Source organism: Pseudarthrobacter sp. NPDC058196, assembly GCF_042882685.1.
GTDB lineage: Bacteria > Actinomycetota > Actinomycetes > Actinomycetales > Micrococcaceae > Arthrobacter.
The window spans coordinates 103,436-121,562 of sequence record NZ_JBHVVN010000001.1 but is presented as its reverse complement, the minus strand read 5'-3'; the positions used below and the strand labels follow the sequence as shown (position 1 = coordinate 121,562).

Genomic DNA, 18,127 nt, shown 5'->3' with positions numbered 1-18,127 from the left:
CCACCCCCTCCGGGTGACAGGTCATCCTTCCGTTAGGGTCCTATGGCCCTGTCGTTCCGCCGATGCCGCAGGGAGGCTGTTGGCATGAACGGAAACGGGCACGGGCCGCGGAAGATCCACGTGACCGAGCAGGCTGTCGCAGTAGTCCGCGAACGCGTCCCGATGGACGCCCTGACAGGTTTTTTTGGCCGCGCCTTCGGCGCTGTGATGGCGGCAGTCCAGATGCAGGGCGCCAGCCCGGCCGGCCCGCCGTTCGCGCTGTACCACGGACTGCCTGGCGAATCCGTTGACGTCGAAGCGGGTTTCCCCATCGCCGGACACTTTCACGGAACAGGCGAGGTGGCCAGCGGGACGCTTCCCGACACCGATGCCTTTGAGGCCATTCACAGCGGCCCGTATGACACCCTGGGCACCACCTACGATGCCATCCGGCAGCGTATGGAGGACGACGGCGCCACCCCGGGCGGGATGATGTGGGAGTTCTACCTGAGCGATCCGGAGAAGCAGCCGGATCCGGCCACGTGGCAGACCAGGGTGGTCTGGCCTGTTGCCTAAGGCCGGGTCACATCCCCCTGGCCGGAATGGCTGGCAGCGGCTCTACGTTGTGGCGGGCGCGTCGTCGATCTTGTTTGTGCTCCTGCTCGTTCTTGCCCTGGTGCTCGATTTCCTGGCACCTCCGCCGGTCCACGGCGGAGCCGCCACCCTTGGGTTCATCGCAGCCAACAAGGCCAACTACGTGGCCGAGCAGATTCTGTGGATCCTGCCGGTGCTTGTCTTTGCTGCCCTCTTCACAGCCCTGTCGGTCTTTGACAAGAGCCTGGCCCTGGTGGCCCTGACCGCCGTCACCGGTGTCCTGTCCGCCTTCGGAATCTTCCTGACGTGGCTGGGCATGCTCAAGGGAACGGCCGTTTTCCCGCGGTACCTGCCCGTCGCGTAGGGCCTCCGGACACCGCCCCCGGAACTAGAAGCTTGAAGAACTGCCCGACCCGGAAAAGCTCCCGCCGGTGCTGCCGTACCCGGTGGTGCCTCCACCACCCCTGGCCGAGTTGACACTGCCGATGCCGCTGGTGAATCCGGAGTTGAAGGTGGCAACGGAGAAAAACTGGTAGGTGGGATAGCACGTGCCAAGGATGCTCGGTTCGTACCTGCGCTGCCGGCGGGGGGTGGACCCTTCCTGGGCGGCGTCCATTTTCTCCCGCATCAAACGTGCCTCGTCCGCGTTCCTGGCGAACTTCTGGATGACCGTTTCGGCGTGCTGCTCCAACAGCTCCGACAGCCGGGACCGAGCGTCGTAGAGCCGGTCCAGCGCCTGCTCCGGAGTGATTGCCCCGTCCGCCAGGTCCGCCGTCCAGCGCTCGATCTCCCGCAGGCTTTCGTCCCGGAAGGACCGCAGGGCAGCAGCGCTGGCGGACTCGCCCTGCCCGTGGCGCTTTGCCAGGAGCTGCTCCAGCCCGGCGAGGTCCGTGCGGAACGGTGCAAGCTGCCGGTCCCAGGCAGTGGGCCAGGTGGCCGCCCGGTTCAGCAGGGCGTTGCTGTCCGCGATGACGTCGTCCAACGCATCCAGCTGGGCTGCGTTATCGGCGAATTCGCGGGCAAGGTTGAGGCTCTTCCGCCGGCTCAGCGCTCGCCGCGGGAGCGCATGCACCTGGTTGGACAACTCCGTGGTGGCTGCGTACCGGCTCAGGAAAGTACGGTGCTTCTCCAGGACCTGGCTGCCATAGCGCGACGATTCGGGGATGGTGCCCGCGTTCAGCTCCGTGACCTCCAGGTCCATGCTGACGTTGGCGTAGCTGCGGTCCCCCCGATCAATCTGCCTGCGGCACCTGGCCCTTGTCACGCCGCGGACGGTAAGCCATGCTGCTGCGCCCAGCGCCGCGAGCCCGCCCGTTACCCACACCGTGATCAGGAACCCGGCAGAGCGGTACCAGGGCTGGTTGATGAGCTCGGCTGCCCGGCGGATGCCGGCCACGGTGCCGTCGGTCCACTGGGCGTCGCGGAAGAGTTCCTTCGATGCGTCCTGGATGTCGCCGCGCTGCTCCAAGGACACTTTCCTGTCCTCACCCATGCATGTGCCCACATGGCGGCCCACAGGATCAAGCGCGAAAATGAACAACCCGTCCGCCCATTTCTGCCCATCGGCACTGATCCATTCCGGGTGCCGGGACCGGGCAAACGCGAGGACCGTTTCGTTGAGGTTGTCCGCCGCGGTTCCGTTGTAGGTGAAGATTGCGACACGGGTGGGTTCGTAGAACTGGATACTTTCGACGGCGGGGACCAGTGTATTGCGGTCCAGCACCCCTGCGGTGTCCTCCACAACGACGGCCACGGGCGCACTCGCGGCGCTCGCAGCCGGCACCGCCACGAGGAGGACACCCAGCGCAAGCACGATCACACCAATCCGGTTGGCCAGAGTACCCATATCCCTCTCCTCACTTTGTGGAATCAGGATGGAACCAGGACCACGCCGGACAAAGGGCCAAAGGTCCCACCGGGCCGCATCCCGGCGGGACGAGACAGTTTCCTCCCGGCCGCCGGCCGGACCGCCGCATAAGCTGGCCTGGTGACCCCTGCACCTTCCCCTGGCGCCCTGGACGCCGTCGTCCATTCAGGACCTGTTGACTGGTGGGTCATCCTCGCCGGGCTCGGGCCGCTGGCCGTTCTCATCGCGGCACTGCTGGCCTTCTACATCAACTGGCGGACGCTGAAGCAGCGCACCGCCGCGGACAAGACATCGCTGGAGCAAAAGCGCGAAGCGGACGCCAATGCCTTGCAGCAAAAGACGGCGGCGGACAGCCGGTCCGAGTGGTGGCGGCGGACCCAGTGGGCCCTGGACAGGGCCTTGGACCCGGACGAAGGAACAAAGGCACTCGGGCTGGCCACCCTGGAGGTGCTGGCACGGAGCGAGCTCGCGCGCACCGAGGAGCTCGAGCTGTTCGATATTGCCTGGAAGAGTGTCTCCGGGGAAGAAAACGGGGAGGACACTGAGACGGACACGGACTCATGGGAGAAGGCGGCCGGCGTGGACGGCCACGCCATCTTGAGTGAGAATGAAACGAAGGATGAAGAAACTGCGGAGGAGGTTGGACCATGAGCGCGACGTCACCTGAGCACCGTTATGTCCACCCGGCACGGAAAACCGCTGCCCCCTCGGCCACGAAGAAGGCAACCCCCGCCGAGCACCGGGTCCAGGTCGCAGCGGCCCGGCTGCGGGTCACGCTCGATGAACGGCTGGGGCGCGAAACACCCGCCAAGACCAAGGCGCTGGCCAAGGAACCGATCTAAATCCCGCTGCACGGTGGGGGCCGGCTTCGCGCGCCAAGACGAGGTGAACGGTGGCTGCAGTAATACTGGCTCTGGACGCCGACGCACTGCACCGCCGGGACTACCGTGCCGCCGTCGAGCATGTAACTGAGTACGGCAGGCTCGTGGACCGCTGGAAACTCGATTCCCGGCCGGGAACGGGCCCGGGAACGGAAGCCTGGTTGCTGCTGCGTGGCAGCACGCAGGGCAATGGCCTGATCGGCCACGGGCTGGTGGTGTCCGAGCCGTACCAGTTCTCCGCGGCCGGCGATCCCGCTGACACTGGCTGGTTCATCACCGTGCTCTTCGACTCGCTGCTCCCCGTTGGCGAACAGACAGGCCCCGGCATCATTGAATCCGCCGTTCCGGGCATATTTCCCGCCGCCGCGTCCGCGCAGTCCCTGGTGGAAGTCCCGCCGGAATCCGAGCCTGCCCTTCGCAGGCTGTGGCGTGGCCATGGTCCTGCGACGACCGATCCCGATGAGCTGCCCGGCGGAACCGTTTTCCCGTCTGCCGTCCGCCACGTGCAGGTGAACCGTTATGAGCGGGACCCGGATGCGCGCAGGTTGTGTTTAGCCTTCCACGGCACGTCATGCGCGGCCTGCGGCTTTTCTTTTGAAGCGGTTTACGGCGCGGCCGGCGCCGCCATGATCGCCGTCCACCACCTGGTCCCGGCAGAGATGCTCGGACACGGTTATCAGCTCGACCCGGTGGCCGATCTCGTCCCGCTGTGCCGGAACTGCCACGCGGTCGCGCACAGTGAGAACCCGCCGCGGACGGTTGCCGAACTGCGCACTATGGCCTCCGCCGCCGGCCACGTGGTCGGTCACGTGGTCAGCGCGGCCGAACTTCGGGCGCAGGCCGATGCGCGCCGGATCCTCGAGGGCGGTCCGGCCTAGGGTCCGCAGGACTATGTTGGGACCATGGCAATGCCTGGCCGGAGCAGGGACGGGGAGGACCCCGAGGACCTCGGTCGTGACCGGGTGGATGCAGCCGCACGGTTGGACGCTGGTTTGGGCGACGTCGACTGGGCAGTCCCGCCGCCGGGATCGGTGGGCTTCACCATCGACGTGCCGAGCGGCAGGCTGGCTGCCGTCGCGTTGGGCGATCCGGCTGACCCCTGCGTCGTACTGGTGCCGGGCGCCACAGGCTCGAAAGAGGATTTTTCCCTGATGATGCCTGACCTCGCCGCGGCGGGATACTTTGTTGTGGCCTACGACCTTGCCGGCCAGTACCAGTCGGCCGGGGCCGGCCCGGAGAACCTGGTTCCGCCCCGTAACCATTACGACTACCGGCTGTTCGTGGATGACTTCGTGGCCGTCCTGGAGACGACGGCGACGCCTGTCCATGTGGTTGGGTACTCATTCGCGGCAATCATTGCCCAGCTCGCCTACGTGGAGCGGCCCGCGCTTTTCCGGTCCCTGACACTGTTGGCCTGCCCGCCGGAGCCGGGGCAGGGCTTCAAGGGAGTGGGCCGGATCGGCCGGTTCAGCACGTGGGTGAACGGCCGTGCAGGGGCCGCCCTGCTGATCTGGGGCATCCGCAGCGGCCGGGTGGCGAGGGTCCCGCGGGGCAGGCAGCGGTTCGTGAACTATCGGTTCCGTTTCACCCGCCGGGCCTCAATCCGGGACATCTACACCCTCATGCAGCATGTTCCGGATGTCCGGCAGGAGCTGGCGGAAGCGTCCCTCCCCAAGTTCGTTGCGGTGGGCGACCACGACCTGTGGCCACTGGGCCTCCATCGGCAGTTCGCCCAGGCAATCAGGGCGCGGATCGGGGTGTACCGGGGTGGCCACAGCCCCTGCGAAACGTCACCCCACGAGTTCAGCCGGGATTTGCTGGCCCTCTACACCAAGGCCGGAGAAGCGTAACCCCCGGCACCCTGTGGCTGCCCGCGGATCGGCCCCACTGCTGGCCCGGAGGGCGATTACCGGATTCCGGCGGCACGCAGGGTCCGCGCCAGTTCGCCCGCCGCTGCGTGCAGGGTCTCCACGGTCTTTTCGATGACGTCATCGGTGGCAAGCTCGATCGGCATGGAGCAGCTCATGGCGTCCGTGCCGGGAATGCGGTACGGGACCACCACACTGACACAGCACAGCCCAACAGTGTTCTGTTCCCACTCCACGGCGTGCCCGGTTTTCCGGAACTCGGCCAGCTCTGCCCGCAACGCCTCAAAGTCGGCCACAGTGTTGGGTGTCAGCGGGGCGTAAGGTCCCGTACCAATCCGTTGCCGCACTTCTTCGTCAGTGTATTCGGACAGGATCGCCTTCCCCAGCGCGGTCACCTGGGCCGGCAGCTTGCGGCCCACCCGGGAGGAAAGCCGTCGGCGGTCCACTGCCTGCCGTGTGGCCAGGTAGATGACGTCGGAACGGTCCAGGCGTGCGTAGTGGGTGGTGAAGGTGGTCGCGTTGCGAACCTTTTCCAGGATGCCCGGAACGTGTCCCATCACAGGATCACGGTCAAGGTACGCGGTGCCGCACAGGAGGGCATGCGTGCCGATCCGGTAGGCGCCCTCCGGCGTCTGCTCGATCCAGTTGAGCTCAAGCAATGTCAGCAGCAGCCAGTGCAGGCTGGAGCGCGGATAGCCGGTCAGTTTGAAGATCTCAGCGGTGGTCAGCGGTTGCGGGGCCGCCGCGACGAGTTCGAGGATCGCGATGGTCCGCTCGGCGGACTTCACCAGCTTCACGTCGCCGCCGGGTGCCTCCCCGCGCTGGCTCTCCTGTACCTCAAGTGATGCCATCAGTGCTCCCCCTGTCGCCACAGTCCCGGCCTGCCGCAGTTCATTTGGCGGCCAGGTGCGGGTAGTTGTCTATTCCCACCTTATGGTCACTGCCGGCCCAGGCGCCGCCAAGGAGTGCGGCCCATTCGTCGGGAGTCGTGGTGTCAACGTCACCGGCGAATACCTCCGCATTGTCCCGAGGCTCAAAGCCGATGGCACGGCCGGCCTCCAGGTTCGCCCACCCGCGGCTGTTTGCAGACACCGCCCACACCACGTGGTGCCCCGGCGCGCCTGCACTGCTGAGTGCCGCCTCGACCAGGCGGAAGGAATCCGCCGGGGAAAGCCACGAACCGAGGGTCCGCAGGTTTTCCGGCCGTTCACCGCCGGTGCCGATCCGGGCGCTGACCACCTTCATGCCGAACTTATCGGCGTACAGGCTGCCCAATGCCTCCACGGCGGCTTTGCTGACGCCGTAGTACGTGTCCGGGCGCGGCGCCAGGACAGCGTCCGCAGCCGCCGCGTGCGTGGGATGGAATCCCACGGCATGCGTGGAGCTGGCCAGGAGGACACGGTCGACGCCGTTGCGGCGGGCCGCTTCAAGCGTCACCTGGGTGCCCGTGATGTTGGTGGACACAATCTCCCCCCACGTTTTCTCGCGGTGCAGGCCGCCCAGGTGCACCACCCCGGTGACGCCGGCCAGGGCGGCGTTCATGAACTCGGGGTCCGTCACCGACCCCACGTATACCAACTCGTGTGCACGGGGGTCGGGAGCCTCTGCCAGGTCCAGCAAACGGACGGCGTAACCGGCGTCCGCCAAGTACGGCCGCAGCAACGTGGCCATCATTCCTGCCCCTCCCGTGACGGCGACAGTGACGGGGTTCGATGGTGCGGCCAAGTTTCCTCCAGTGGTTGACAGCCTGTGACCATGATCATACTCTCGTGAAGTACGTTTCACATAGTAACAGTCATTTATATATGTAAAAAGGAGAATCAGAGTGGATTCGAAGTTCAAGTCCCGCTCCCGGGCGGCTCTCGCGCTGTCCATCGCATCGGCCGCCTTGTTGACCGGCTGCGGCAGCGGATCCTCGGCACCGGCGGCCAAGGATGATGGCCAACCCATCGAGGTGTGGGCGCGGGCCGGAACCGATGCCGCCACCACCTACTCCGCACTGTTCAAGGAGTTCACCGCCAAGACGGGTGTGCAGGTCAACTTCCAAGGCGTCCCTGACCTGGACCAGCAGCTCCAGACCAGGGCTGCGTCCAAGAAACTGCCGGACATCGTGATTAACGATTCCGCGGCCTTAGGCAATTACACATCGCAGGGCTACCTGCAGAAAATTGATAAGTCTTCCGTCGCGGGCAACGACGCGATCCCGGACTCACTGTGGAAGGAAACGCAAGGCCTGGACGGATCCACCTACGGCGTACCGTTCTCCCGCCAGACCATGGTGACAATGATCCGGAAGGACTGGCGTGAAAAGCTGGGCCTGCCCGTTCCCAAGACGCAGGAAGACCTGGCCAAGCTCGCTGCTGCTTTCGCCACGCAGGACCCGGACGGCAACGGCCAGGCCGACACCTATGGCATGACGGTTCCCGGCTCCACGGAGCGCGGCTACTTCGGCTGGTGGGCCTCCTCCTACCTCTGGCAGGACGGCGGGGCCTACCTCAAAGACAACGGCAACGGGAAGTACTCGGCCTCCGCATCCGACGCCCAGGCGGGTGTCACCTGGATCAAACAGCAGTTCTGCACCCCCGGCAACACCCAGCCGGGCGCCCTCACCGCGGCCACCAGCGCCGCGACCCCCTTCTTCCAGACCGGCAAAACAGGCATCATCCTGACCGGCCCCTACAACTTCTCCTCATTCGATGCCTCGCTCGGTAAAGACAAGTACGAAGTCATCGAGACCCCCAAGGGCAGCAAGGACAACACCGTCCTGGCAGAAGGCGAAAACATCTACGTCACTGCCACCAACGGCAAGAAGGACCAGACCAAGCAGGTCATCGACTACCTCGTCTCGGCAGAGGGGCAGAAGGCGGGCATGACCGCCGGCAAGCAGCCGATCGTCCGTGTTCCGGTGAATTCGGCCGTCGATGCCGCCGCCGTCTACAACGATCCGCGCTGGGCCGTGGTCCAGGATGCGTTGAAGAACTCCTCGAAGGCCTTCCCGTCCGCCATCAACTTCGTCCCGATCAAGCAGGCCGCCGCCGAAGCACTGAACAAGATTGCCTCCGACTGCGCTGCGGACAACGTGTCGTCCGGCCTCAAGGACCTTGACACCGCCATCAACAACGAACTGACAAGCCAGAACGCGAAGTCATGACCACAGCCCCAACCAAACCAGCACGGTCGCTGACCGGAGCTCCGGATACGGGCCAGGTGCCGGTGCGCAGGAAGCGCAGCAACGGCAAGCAGCTCCTGGCCATCTGGCTGTTCCTGGTGCCGGCGGCCGTGCTGGGCCTCTATTTCAAGTTCATCCCCATGGTCGAGGGCATCCGGCTGAGCTTCTTCAAGGTCCAGCCGTTCCTGGGGGACGTGTTTGTCGGCATGGACAACTACATCAGCGTCCTGACGGACGCCCGGTTCATGGAAGCCCTGGGCCACACCGTGGTTCTCGGCGTGACCCAGACGCTGGGCGCGCTGGTGGTCGGGTTCGCTCTGGCTCTTCTCCTCGAAGGCCAGGCCCGGTCGCTGTGGATCCTGCGCACCACCATCTTCCTCCCCGTTGTCACAGCCCTGGCCGTCGTAGGCGAGATCTGGCGCATCCTGTACTTTCCCACCGCGGACGGACCGCTGAACAGCATCCTGGGCTGGCTGGGCCTTGGTCCGCTGCAGTTCCTCAACGGTACGGACACGGCACTGTGGTCCATCGCCGTCGTCGGTATCTGGAGCGGAGCGCCGTACAACATGGTGATCATCCTCGCCGGACTCACCGGCGTGGACCGTTCCCTCTACGAATCGGCGGGGGTGGACGGAGCCAGCATCTGGCAGCGACTGCGGTACATCACGTTGCCCGCCCTGCGCCCGTCGCTGGTGATCGTCTTGACCCTTGCCGCCATCCGCAGCCTTCGCAGCTTCACTGAGGTCTATGTGCTCACCGGCGGCGGTCCCGCCGGGTCCACCGAAGTATGGATGACACGCATGTACTCACTCGGATTCCAGCGCAATGACATCGGCGTGGCGTCGGCAGCAGCTGTCCTCCTGCTGGTGGTCACCCTGTTGCTCACCGTAGGGACCCAGCTTCTCGGTAAAAGAAAGGCAGCACGATGACGCACACCGTTTCCCGCCCGAAAGCGCGAACCGCCAAGCCGTCTGCGGGTGCACGATTCGACACCGCCCTGGGCTGGTCTCCCCGGTTGGGACCGAACATGGTCCTTCGCATCCTGCTCTGCGTGCTGGTCTTCTGCATCTTTGCGCTGCCCTTCGTGGCCATCATTTCCGGTGCCTTTGACCGGAATTCCAGCCCCACGGACATATCGCTGCTGCCCAAGAGCTTCACCCTGCGGAACTTCGAGGCCGCCACGCAACAAGGGCTGTGGGGTTACCTGCTGAACTCCCTGGTGGTGGCCGGCGGCGGACTCCTGCTGCAAATGACGGTTTCGGTGTTCGCCGCCTACAGCCTGAGCCGGAAGAAGTTCCGGGGACAAGCGGTGGTCCTGCTACTGGTCCTGCTGACCATGATGCTGCCGGAAGAGATCATCGGCATCCCGCTGTCGCTGGTCCTCGGAGATTTGCCGCTGCTGGGAATCAGCCTGCGCGGTTCCGTCCTCGCCGTCATCCTCCCGGTAGGCATTTGGGGTTTCTCCATCTTCATCATGAGCGAATTCATGAAGGAGATCCCGGGCGAGATCGAAGAAGCCGCCCGGCTGGACGGGGTGGGCGAATTCCGGATGCTGTTCACCATCATCCTCCCGCTCTGCAAACCCGCCCTCGGCGTCATCGGAATCTTCGGCTTCATGATGGTCTGGGACCAGTACCTGCTGCCCCTCATCGCCGCCAATGATCCCAGCGACTACACCCTGACCGTCGCCCTCTCGGTGCTCCGCAATGACACCACAGTGGGACCAGGGGTGCTTCTGGCCGGTGCCCTGATGGCCATGATTCCCAGCCTCCTGGTGTACCTCTTCCTGCAACGCTCCATGATCCGCGGCATCACTTCGGGCGCCACCAAGGGGTAGGGCAAACCCCTCGCTCCCCGCCGCCCATTCCACGAAAGAAACCTTATGAAAACCAGCACCACCATCCCTGCAGTGTCCACACCCACAGCGGCGGACCTCATCATCACGGACATCACCATCACCCCCATCGCGTTCTCAGACCCGCCGCTGCTGAACGCCGTCGGAGTGCACGAGCCCCTGGTCCACCGGGTAGTCATTGAAGTCCGGACAGCCAACGGCCTGCTGGGACTCGGCGAATGCGCCGGCGGCCGCAGCCGGTTGGACAACCTTGCGGTAGGGGCCAACGCCATCAAAGGCGTGAACGTCTTCGAGACCACCCGGATGGAACAGCTGATCAACCAGGTCCTCGACCCCGCCCTGTCCGCGTTCGAACGCGCAGCCGTCTTCTCCGCTTTCGAGGTTGCCGCGCTGGACATCCAGGGACACGCCACAGGCCGGACCGTCAGTGAACTGCTGGGCGGCACCGTCCGCAACGAAGTTCCCTTCAGCGCCTACCTCTTCTACAAGTGGGCGGAGCATCCGGCCATGGACGGCAAGCCCGCCATCGGCGACGCGTGGGGCGAGGCGCTGGACCCGGCGGGCATCGTCAGGCAGGCACAAAAGATGATTGCCGATTACGGGTTCAAGTCCATCAAGCTCAAGGGCGGAGTCTTCCCGCCGGCCGAGGAAATCGAAGCCATCAGGGCCCTGCGCGAAGCATTCCCGGACATGCCGCTTCGGCTGGACCCCAATACCGCCTGGACTGTCGAAACGTCCCGGTGGGTTGCCCGGCAAACCGAGGGTCTGTTGGAGTACCTGGAGGATCCGACGCCGGGCCTTGAGGGGATGGGCCAGGTGGCTGCTGCAGCCACCATGCCCCTCGCCACGAACATGTGCGTTGTTGCTTTTGAACACATCAAGCGCAGCGTCGAGCTGGACTCGGTCCAGGTCATCTTGGGCGACCACCACTACTGGGGCGGCCTGCGCCACACCCGGGAACTCGGGGCCATTTGCGAGACGTTCGGAATAGGATTGTCCATGCACTCCAACTCCCACCTGGGCATCAGCCTCGCCGCCATGGTGCACGTGGCCGCGGCCACCCCAGCCCTGACCTACGCCTGTGACACCCACTATCCCTGGAACGGGCACAACGACGTGGTCAAGCCCGGCGCCCTGAGCTTTGAGGACGGCAGCGTCCGCGTTCCCACAGGTACGGGATTGGGCGTGGAACTGGACCGGACCAAGCTGGCCGAACTGCACCAGCAGTACCTGGACGCCCGGATGACGGCCCGGGATGACACCGGCTACATGCAGCGCTTCGTCCCTGACTTCACGGCGGACCTCCCCCGGTGGTAGGTAGGCAGGCGCCGCAGACCACCGGCTACCTCTATCCCTGGGACGTGCTGGGTGACCCCGGGGCCGTTCACTGGATCAAGGCCAGCGGCGTGGATCGCGTGGCACTTGCAGCGGCCTACCACTCGGTGCGGGCCGGCACACCGCGGCACCCGGTCCGCCGCGTGGTGGACGCCGAATCCGCGGCACTCTATGTCCCCGCCGCCGATACGTTCGCCGGCCAGCCCCTGGTCCCGGGCAGTGCGCGGGACTGGACCGGGACGGACAACTCGTTCGGTGAGGCCGCTTCGGCGCTGCAGGCCGCCGACATTCCGGTCGACGCATGGACGGTCCTCACCCACTCAAGCGCAGCCGGGGGCAACAACCCCGGCATGTGCGTGCGCAACGCATTCGGCGAGGCCTACAGCTACGCGCTGTGCCCCTCGCACCCCGCGGTCCGCGGGTACGCCGGCAGGATCGTGACCCAGGTCTTGGCCCACGGGCAACCTGACGGCCTCATCCTGGAGGCTGTGGGGCCGCTGGGATTCAGCCACCAGAACAGGCACGAAAAGACGGAGGGGGCGGAGTACTCACCATGGGTGCAGGCCCTGTTGTCGCTGTGTTTCTGCGAGTCATGCAAGGCTTCGTACGAGGCACGCGGCCTGCCGGCCGCCCCGCAGCAGGACCGGGTGCGGTCAGCGATTATGGAGTCAGAGGATCCCGACCTCACCGCAGCCACAGCGGCCAATGCGGAGGACTTCCTTCCGCTTTTGGAGGTCCGGTGGGACGCCGCCGCGGCGCTGCTGGACCAGTGCTTGGCAGCCGTTGAAGCCTCTGGGTCACGTCCCCGCATCTCCCTGCACGCCACGCCGGATCCCTGGAGCACGGGACCGTTCCTGCCGGTGGAGGCGCTGCGCAGGAGCCGGCTGTGGAGGCAGCGTGGTGACGTGACCGCCGTCGTGCCTTGCTGGGGCAGCCCGGGCGACGGTGCGCTGACGGTCCAAGCCATGTCAGCCGAGGGTGTGCGCACAGGTGCGTACGTCCTGGCGTTGCCGCCCAAGGCGCCCGACGGCGGCGGGCTGGCCGGCGAGTGGGGCGCACTTCACGCGTCCGGAGCCGACGAACTTCACGTCTATCACATGGGACTTGCCTCGACCAGGAGGCTCTCGGCGATCTCGCAGGCACTCTCACGCCTGCGCTGACGACCGGAGAATGGGAAACGCCCCTGTCCCGTGCAGACGACTGAATATCGGGCCGGTGCCCCGGCTCGAATCTTGAGCCAAATTTGTGTGGAACGTGGGCGGACGTTCGGGTTCCAGTCCTACCGTTGAAATCAAGGTCCTGCCGGCGAGGCAGGACCTTGGCACCAGGGACAGGACCGGCGGCCGGAGCATCCACGAGACCATGGATGCCGCCCCCCAAAGGCCGCCGGTCCAGCCCCTCCACCTTGTGTCCCGGTTGCTTTCACCGGTGGCCGCGATCACCATGGAAGCGTGCAAACGAAAGGCTGCTGGCGCCGGCCGGCTTTGGCCCTCTGCCTTCTGGCGCCGGTGGGCGGAGCGGCCGCGTGCTCCTATGACTACCCGGACCCTGCGCACACCCCCATTACCGAACCGGACACCACGGCCACAGCCCGGCCGTCGCAATCCGCTGCACGCCCCCCTGACCCCCTGGTCCTTGAACGCGGGGTGCGGAACTACCAGGATTTGGACGGGCTCCTCAAGGCTGTCCCGGGGGACGTCCTCCTGTTTCAGGAGGGGCCATTGGACGGGCCTGCCAGGGGATTTGAAACCACGGAACAGGTCAACGCGGCCGGCGAGTACACGGTCACCGCTGCCTGTGTCGGCGCCCCCCACGCGAAGATCTACATCCGCCAGGAGAATCCCAAGGTTACGCTCTGGCCCGTCGAACTCACGGTGGACTGCCCAGGATCCACGTCACAGGTCATCACCCTTCAACAGGGCTATGTTTCTGCGCACCTGTCCCTGCCTGCACCTGGAGCTACGCCCTGGACGGGGGCGGTGGGTGGAGTGCGCGTGACCGGATGGCGCGCGTCTTAGAGGCACCTACCGCGGGCGCCCCGGGCTCATCGGACGGCCACGTCCTTCCAGACAGCAATCCGCCCCAGGGCAGCGGCGAGGCCAACCGTTGCCCAGAGACCAAGGGCACCGATTGACCAGCCGAAGCCGAGCAGGGATCCCAGCGCCCAGAAGCCCAGGGTCGGCACGAGGAAGAACGCGGCAACATGGACCCACTGGTTGCGGATGGGCCGGAGCAAGTATCCAAGCATCCAGGCCAGTGGGACCCCCGTGGCCAGGGCGATGCCGGACCCGTACATCAGGACCATCAGGGCAAGGTCGAGCAGGAACCCCTGAGAGGTCGCCGCCAGCACGATATACAGGCCGACCAGCCACAGCGTTGTCGTGATGGCCCAGCCTTTGAAGAGCGCCCGGCCCGTCAGGATCACGCCGCTCCTGATGAGCACCTCACCGGCTGGCGTGCCGTCACCCGCGGCACCGTCCGTCATGCCACCTGCCCTGCAGCTTGGTCCCCGGTCATTTGGCGGCCAGTTCGTTGCGACGGAAGGTTCCGGCGATGGAGAGTTTGCGGCCGTATTCGATGGATCCGTACCTGAACAGGTGGACGGCCAGCCGAAGGATCAGGGTCCCGACGACGAAGAGTTCGACGACGACGATCGTCGATTCAACAAGGTTGAGGGTTCCGAACCCGTTGCGGAGCAAGGCGGTGACCGGAGCGGTCAGCGGGAAGTACGTGAAGATCTGGACGATCAGTGCGCCCGGGTTGGAGATGATCAGGCTGAATGTGTAGAACGGAATGAACATCATCGCCACAAGGGGTCCGAAGACGGTTCCGGCTTCCTTGGCGGTTGGCATGATCGCCCCGATGGCTACGAGGACCCCGGTGAAGACGGTGAACCCGCCCAGCGTGAGCAGTGCCCCGGTGATCATGGGGCCTGGTTCGAAGACCAGGGAGGACAGATCGACCTCCGGCAGGGCCAGGCGGTCACGGAAGAACAGGTAGGCCAGTCCCACCGGCGCCAGGAACACGAGGATTTGGACCAGCCCGACGGCGAACAGCGAGACAATCTTGCCGGTGATCAGGGTGGTTGGGTTCAGGGTGGTCAGGATCATTTCGGTGACCCGGTTTTCTTTCTCCTCCAGGGTGGAGTTCAGCATCTGGTTTGAAAGAAGGATCATCGAAATGTAGAAGATGACCAGGAACAGCAGGGGCGGGATGATTCCGCCGACGCCTGCTGCGACGCTGCCGTCTTTGAACGTTTGCGAGTCGAACTTCACGGCCCCGGTCAGCGCAGCGGTCAGCTCGGGTGAGCCCACTTGGTTCTGGGCTGAAACCGCCAGAAGCTCTTTGGCCACGGCCTGGTATTTGTCGTTCTCGAACATTCCCTTGTCAGTCCCGTAAACCTTCACCGGCTCCTTGGCCGGGTCGGCCGGGTAGGCGAAGTACGCCTCCGAGGTGCCGTCTTTCACAGCTGCGACAGCAGCCGCCGGGTCGCCGGCCACCGTCCCGCCGGCCAGCTTGGCAGCAGCAGGCACGATGATCCCGGACGCGTCGGTGTAGGTGAACGCGAACCGTGCGCTCTTCTGGGCGGCCGCGGTGTCCTTGGTGCTGGCGTTGGACGCGTACACGAGGGCGAAGATGAGCACGAGGATGACCGGAAGGGCCAGCGTTGCGATCACGAAGCCGCGCTTCTTGATGGTCCGGAAGAACTCGAAGGAGATGACGGTGCCGAGGTTGTGCCGTCCCATTGCCATCTCAGCCTTCCGCCAATTCATGCTGTTCGCCGTACACCTGGATGAAGATTTCATCCAGGGAAATCCTTGCCGGGGTAAAGGACCGGACCCCGCAGCCGGCGTCCACGAGCGCCCGGAGGACGCTCTCCTCCGTCGCCCCGGGCCGCGGCGAGAGTTCCGCCCGGCCGTTCTCCTCCGATACGACGTCGAACAGCGGCGACGCAGGCAGGGAACCGTCATGGGTGACCCGGTAGACGGTGCCGCCGAATTCTTCCTGGACCTCTTCCACCGTCCCGTAGGCGCGGGAGACGCCGTTTTTGAGCAGGATGACGCGGTCGCAAAGCCGCTCGACTTCCTCCATCTGGTGGGTGACCATGATGACGGTCGCCCCGGCCCGCTTGTGCTCTTCGATGATGTCCATCAGCAGACGCCGGTTGACCGGGTCGAAGCCCTTAGTGGGCTCGTCCAGGATCAGCAGCCCCGGGTTGTTCATGATGGTTACCCCCAGCTGGACTTTCTGCTGCTGGCCGCTGGAGAGCTTGTCGAGGCGCGTCTTTGCCTTGCCGGCCAGCCCGACCCGGTCCAGGTAGTCCTCGGACCAGGACCGTGCCCTGGCCTTGGACAATCCCTTGAGCCGCCCAAAGTACACCATGACGTCCAGGACGTGTTCCTTCTTGTATAGGCCTCGCTCCTCGGGCAGGTAGCCGAGGCTGGCCCCGTCCCTGGGCTCGAAGACCTTCCCGCCGATGTGCAGCGTCCCTGCCGTGGGCCGGTAGATACCCAGGAGCGCCCGCAACGTGGTGGTTTTCCCGGAACCGTTGCTGCCAAGGAATCCGAAGGTCTCTCCGGCGTGGACATCGAAGGACAGGTCACGGATGACCGTGGTGTCCCCGAAGTCCATCCGGAAGTCCTGAATGTGTACCAGCGGCTCCTGTGCCGTGTCCCCCGATGTCATGATCCCAGCGTATCGGTTGGCGATCGCGCCGTACCGGCCCGCCTACCCCACGATTTCTCTTCACGATAGCCACCCGGCCGCAGCCGCTGCTAGCGCAGGGCTGTGCGGAGCCGTTCCACCAAATCGTCGAGCGATTCGTGCCATTCCGGTTCGTCGGCGTCGTCCCACAATTCGGCGAGTTCGGATTGCTCCCCCGCCACGCGCTGAACTGCCTCCAGGGCCATTTCCACATCATCGGCCGTGAACTCTGCCCCATGGGAGGCGACCCAGTCAGCGACGTTCTCCGGCAGCTCCCCCAGTGGGTTGCTCTGGCTGGCTGAAACCACTTCGGCGGCGGCGATCGCTATTGCCCCCTCGGGCGCCTCGACGTACCTGTCACCAGCCTTTGCCAGGGCCGCCCGGACGACGTCCGCTCCGCCGCCTTCGAGCTCCTCCATCCAGTCCAGCGCGTCGTCGTTCTCGAACGGCAGGTACCCCCATGCGCCCATCCATCGCCCCTCTCGGTTTTTTGTGTGCTGGCACCAATATGGCAGAAGCATCACAAGGAGAGAGACTAAAGGCACACAGCGATGACGTCTTGACCGCTGCGTCCCAGCGGAAGTATGTTCCCCCCATGGCCGGCCATCTGCCGCGAGGCGTTGTTCTTGTACACGGCATGTGGGGTGTTCCGGAGGATTGGACATGGGTCCAGCGTGCACTCCACAGGCAGGCGGGCTTGCAGGTGGCAACTCCTGACCTCCCCTCCCACCGCTCGGCTGAAGCAGGGCTGCTGGATGACGCTGAGGAGGTCCGGGAGGCCATTGCCGAAAGCCCGGAACCCACTGTTGTCGTGGGATGGTCCTACGGCACGGACGTCGTGGGAATAGCCGCGCACGGGATGCCAAACGTGCGCCGCCTGGTGTATGTTTCCTCGCCCCCACTGCAGATCCATCCTGAAGTGCGGGACGTCAGCTGGCTGGACACGATAGAGCACATGCTCCGGGACGCACACGGCCGGTTCGCCCTGGACGGCGACTGGTGGCTCAAAGAAGATGAGGCCGGCCTCCGGCTTCCCGAGGAGGTGCGCCTGTTCTTGAAGGCGCACCGGCGCAGGTTCGCCACACCCCGCACCCGAAGCGATCCAGTACCGGCCGCTGCCTGGGCAGAGATCCCCACGACCGTCCTCCTCGGCGTCAGGGACAACCTGACCGGGGCGGAGGCGCGTGCATGGGCACGTCAGGCCGTGGACGATGTCCGGGACATCGACACTGACCATTTCATGTTGTTCAATCGCCCGAATATTGTGGCGGACGTCATTCTCGAGCAGTTGCCATGAGCCTTCGAATAGCGCACGCTAAAAACACGCCATGCCTTGACCACCTAACTATCAGCATGCTTATGATAGGTCTCAACGGATGGGGATCCGGGTTGTGGAGTATCGAAAGGGTGCGCTCAGCGAACGGGGCGCACCTTTTTCGTGTTCTCATGGTCCGGAGTTGCGTCCCGGGACGCCGACCCTGAAGTTCTACTCTGTCAGCATGCACCCCTTAGTGGCGGTCGGCCTGGTGATCCTGGCCGGGCTGGCGTGGACAGGCACGGTTGTGACCTTACTGGTTGCCTTCGCGAAGGTACGAAGCGCGAAGGCCTTACGCGCACGGGACCTTGAGTCGCGAAAATCTGATGTAGCGGCCGCGCGGACGTAGCGGTCCTGCGTACCCAAGCGCTGCCAGCCGACCGTCAAGACGCGAGGTCCTCGCGGTGGATCCGGGAGGACCGGCGGTAGACTGGGCGGGGTAAGGACGGATTGGGGATCCGCGGCGGGCTCACAGCCTGTTGTTCCGCTGGTCGGTCAACGCCAGCACCCCAAGGAACCGCTTTGACCTTCTTCCAGGACCTGCCCGTACCCGAACTACC

General features: G+C 65.3%; 20 protein-coding genes. 13 read left to right on the top strand and 7 right to left on the bottom strand.

What is annotated here, in order from left to right; translation table 11 throughout:
- Positions 1 to 84 precede the first annotated feature (84 nt).
- Together ACFVVC_RS00595 and ACFVVC_RS00590 are read left to right on the top strand one after the other, a co-directional pair.
- A complete protein-coding gene (locus ACFVVC_RS00595) occupies positions 85 to 555 on the top strand; it encodes a GyrI-like domain-containing protein (RefSeq protein WP_387447902.1) in 471 nt (156 codons plus the stop codon).
- Between the two features lie 76 nt (positions 556 to 631).
- A complete protein-coding gene (locus ACFVVC_RS00590; RefSeq protein ID WP_387447901.1) occupies positions 632 to 937 on the top strand; it encodes a hypothetical protein in 306 nt (101 codons plus the stop codon).
- A gap of 24 nt (positions 938 to 961) precedes the next feature.
- On the opposite strand, the gene ACFVVC_RS00585 is transcribed toward ACFVVC_RS00590, so the two are convergent.
- The gene (locus ACFVVC_RS00585; RefSeq protein ID WP_387447900.1) at positions 962 to 2,419 is read right to left on the bottom strand and encodes a DUF5129 domain-containing protein; all 1,458 of its coding nucleotides are present in this window, start codon (positions 2,417 to 2,419) and stop codon (positions 962 to 964) included.
- Positions 2,420 to 2,560: 141 nt separating this feature from the next.
- Here ACFVVC_RS00585 and ACFVVC_RS00580 point away from each other — a divergent pair, with 141 nt between their 5' ends.
- The 4 genes from ACFVVC_RS00580 to ACFVVC_RS00565 are packed head-to-tail and all read left to right on the top strand — an operon-like array spanning position 2,561 to position 5,171.
- Positions 2,561 to 3,091, top strand: a complete 531-nt coding sequence (locus ACFVVC_RS00580) for a hypothetical protein (RefSeq protein WP_387447898.1) — start codon at positions 2,561 to 2,563, stop codon at positions 3,089 to 3,091.
- On the top strand, positions 3,088 to 3,282 hold the full coding sequence (locus ACFVVC_RS00575; protein WP_387447896.1) for a hypothetical protein: 195 nt from the start codon (positions 3,088 to 3,090) through the stop codon (positions 3,280 to 3,282). Before ACFVVC_RS00580 ends, ACFVVC_RS00575 begins: the two co-directional genes overlap by 4 nt.
- A 50-nt stretch (positions 3,283 to 3,332) precedes the next feature.
- Positions 3,333 to 4,199 (top strand): restriction endonuclease, encoded by an 867-nt coding sequence (locus ACFVVC_RS00570; protein ID WP_387447894.1) that lies wholly within the window; start codon positions 3,333 to 3,335, stop codon positions 4,197 to 4,199.
- Between the two features lie 30 nt (positions 4,200 to 4,229).
- A complete protein-coding gene (locus ACFVVC_RS00565; protein ID WP_387448855.1) occupies positions 4,230 to 5,171 on the top strand; it encodes an alpha/beta fold hydrolase in 942 nt (313 codons plus the stop codon).
- 56 nt (positions 5,172 to 5,227) lie between these two features.
- On the opposite strand, the gene ACFVVC_RS00560 is transcribed toward ACFVVC_RS00565, so the two are convergent.
- Both ACFVVC_RS00560 and ACFVVC_RS00555 read right to left on the bottom strand, forming a co-directional pair.
- Positions 5,228 to 6,040: an IclR family transcriptional regulator gene (locus ACFVVC_RS00560; RefSeq protein WP_387447892.1), complete on the bottom strand. Its 813-nt coding sequence runs from the start codon at positions 6,038 to 6,040 to the stop codon at positions 5,228 to 5,230.
- 40 nt (positions 6,041 to 6,080) lie between these two features.
- Positions 6,081 to 6,914: an NAD-dependent epimerase/dehydratase family protein gene (locus ACFVVC_RS00555; RefSeq protein WP_387447890.1), complete on the bottom strand. Its 834-nt coding sequence runs from the start codon at positions 6,912 to 6,914 to the stop codon at positions 6,081 to 6,083.
- Between the two features lie 100 nt (positions 6,915 to 7,014).
- Here ACFVVC_RS00555 and ACFVVC_RS00550 point away from each other — a divergent pair, with 100 nt between their 5' ends.
- The 6 genes from ACFVVC_RS00550 to ACFVVC_RS00525 all read left to right on the top strand — a co-directional run bounded on the left by ACFVVC_RS00550 (position 7,015) and on the right by ACFVVC_RS00525 (position 13,566).
- A complete protein-coding gene (locus tag ACFVVC_RS00550; protein ID WP_387447888.1) occupies positions 7,015 to 8,340 on the top strand; it encodes an ABC transporter substrate-binding protein in 1,326 nt (441 codons plus the stop codon).
- A complete protein-coding gene (locus ACFVVC_RS00545; RefSeq protein ID WP_387447886.1) occupies positions 8,337 to 9,287 on the top strand; it encodes a carbohydrate ABC transporter permease in 951 nt (316 codons plus the stop codon). The genes ACFVVC_RS00550 and ACFVVC_RS00545 overlap by 4 nt, the downstream gene beginning before the upstream one ends.
- Positions 9,284 to 10,195, top strand: a complete 912-nt coding sequence (locus ACFVVC_RS00540) for a carbohydrate ABC transporter permease (protein WP_387447884.1) — start codon at positions 9,284 to 9,286, stop codon at positions 10,193 to 10,195. Before ACFVVC_RS00545 ends, ACFVVC_RS00540 begins: the two co-directional genes overlap by 4 nt.
- A gap of 45 nt (positions 10,196 to 10,240) precedes the next feature.
- A complete protein-coding gene (locus tag ACFVVC_RS00535) occupies positions 10,241 to 11,530 on the top strand; it encodes a glucarate dehydratase family protein (RefSeq protein ID WP_387447882.1) in 1,290 nt (429 codons plus the stop codon).
- Positions 11,524 to 12,708: a hypothetical protein gene (locus ACFVVC_RS00530; RefSeq protein ID WP_387447881.1), complete on the top strand. Its 1,185-nt coding sequence runs from the start codon at positions 11,524 to 11,526 to the stop codon at positions 12,706 to 12,708. The genes ACFVVC_RS00535 and ACFVVC_RS00530 overlap by 7 nt, the downstream gene beginning before the upstream one ends.
- Positions 12,709 to 12,999: 291 nt before the next feature.
- Entirely contained in the window at positions 13,000 to 13,566 is a 567-nt protein-coding gene (locus tag ACFVVC_RS00525) for a hypothetical protein (RefSeq protein WP_387447879.1), read from the top strand.
- Between the two features lie 26 nt (positions 13,567 to 13,592).
- Here the strand turns inward: ACFVVC_RS00525 and ACFVVC_RS00520 are convergent, their stop codons facing one another.
- The 4 genes from ACFVVC_RS00520 to ACFVVC_RS00505 all read right to left on the bottom strand — a co-directional run bounded on the left by ACFVVC_RS00520 (position 13,593) and on the right by ACFVVC_RS00505 (position 16,722).
- Positions 13,593 to 14,033, bottom strand: a complete 441-nt coding sequence (locus tag ACFVVC_RS00520; protein WP_387447877.1) for a hypothetical protein — start codon at positions 14,031 to 14,033, stop codon at positions 13,593 to 13,595.
- Between the two features lie 28 nt (positions 14,034 to 14,061).
- Positions 14,062 to 15,294: an ABC transporter permease gene (locus ACFVVC_RS00515; RefSeq protein ID WP_387448851.1), complete on the bottom strand. Its 1,233-nt coding sequence runs from the start codon at positions 15,292 to 15,294 to the stop codon at positions 14,062 to 14,064.
- A 7-nt stretch (positions 15,295 to 15,301) separates the two neighbouring features.
- Entirely contained in the window at positions 15,302 to 16,234 is a 933-nt protein-coding gene (locus tag ACFVVC_RS00510) for an ABC transporter ATP-binding protein (RefSeq protein WP_387447875.1), read from the bottom strand.
- A gap of 89 nt (positions 16,235 to 16,323) precedes the next feature.
- Positions 16,324 to 16,722 carry a DUF4259 domain-containing protein gene (locus ACFVVC_RS00505; RefSeq protein ID WP_387447873.1) on the bottom strand — a complete coding sequence of 133 codons (399 nt, stop codon included), beginning with the start codon at positions 16,720 to 16,722 and terminating at the stop codon, positions 16,324 to 16,326.
- Here ACFVVC_RS00505 and ACFVVC_RS00500 point away from each other — a divergent pair.
- Positions 16,713 to 17,549 (top strand): alpha/beta fold hydrolase, encoded by an 837-nt coding sequence (locus ACFVVC_RS00500; RefSeq protein WP_387447871.1) that lies wholly within the window; start codon positions 16,713 to 16,715, stop codon positions 17,547 to 17,549. The genes ACFVVC_RS00505 and ACFVVC_RS00500 overlap by 10 nt on opposite strands.
- Positions 17,550 to 18,127: the final 578 nt, after the last annotated feature.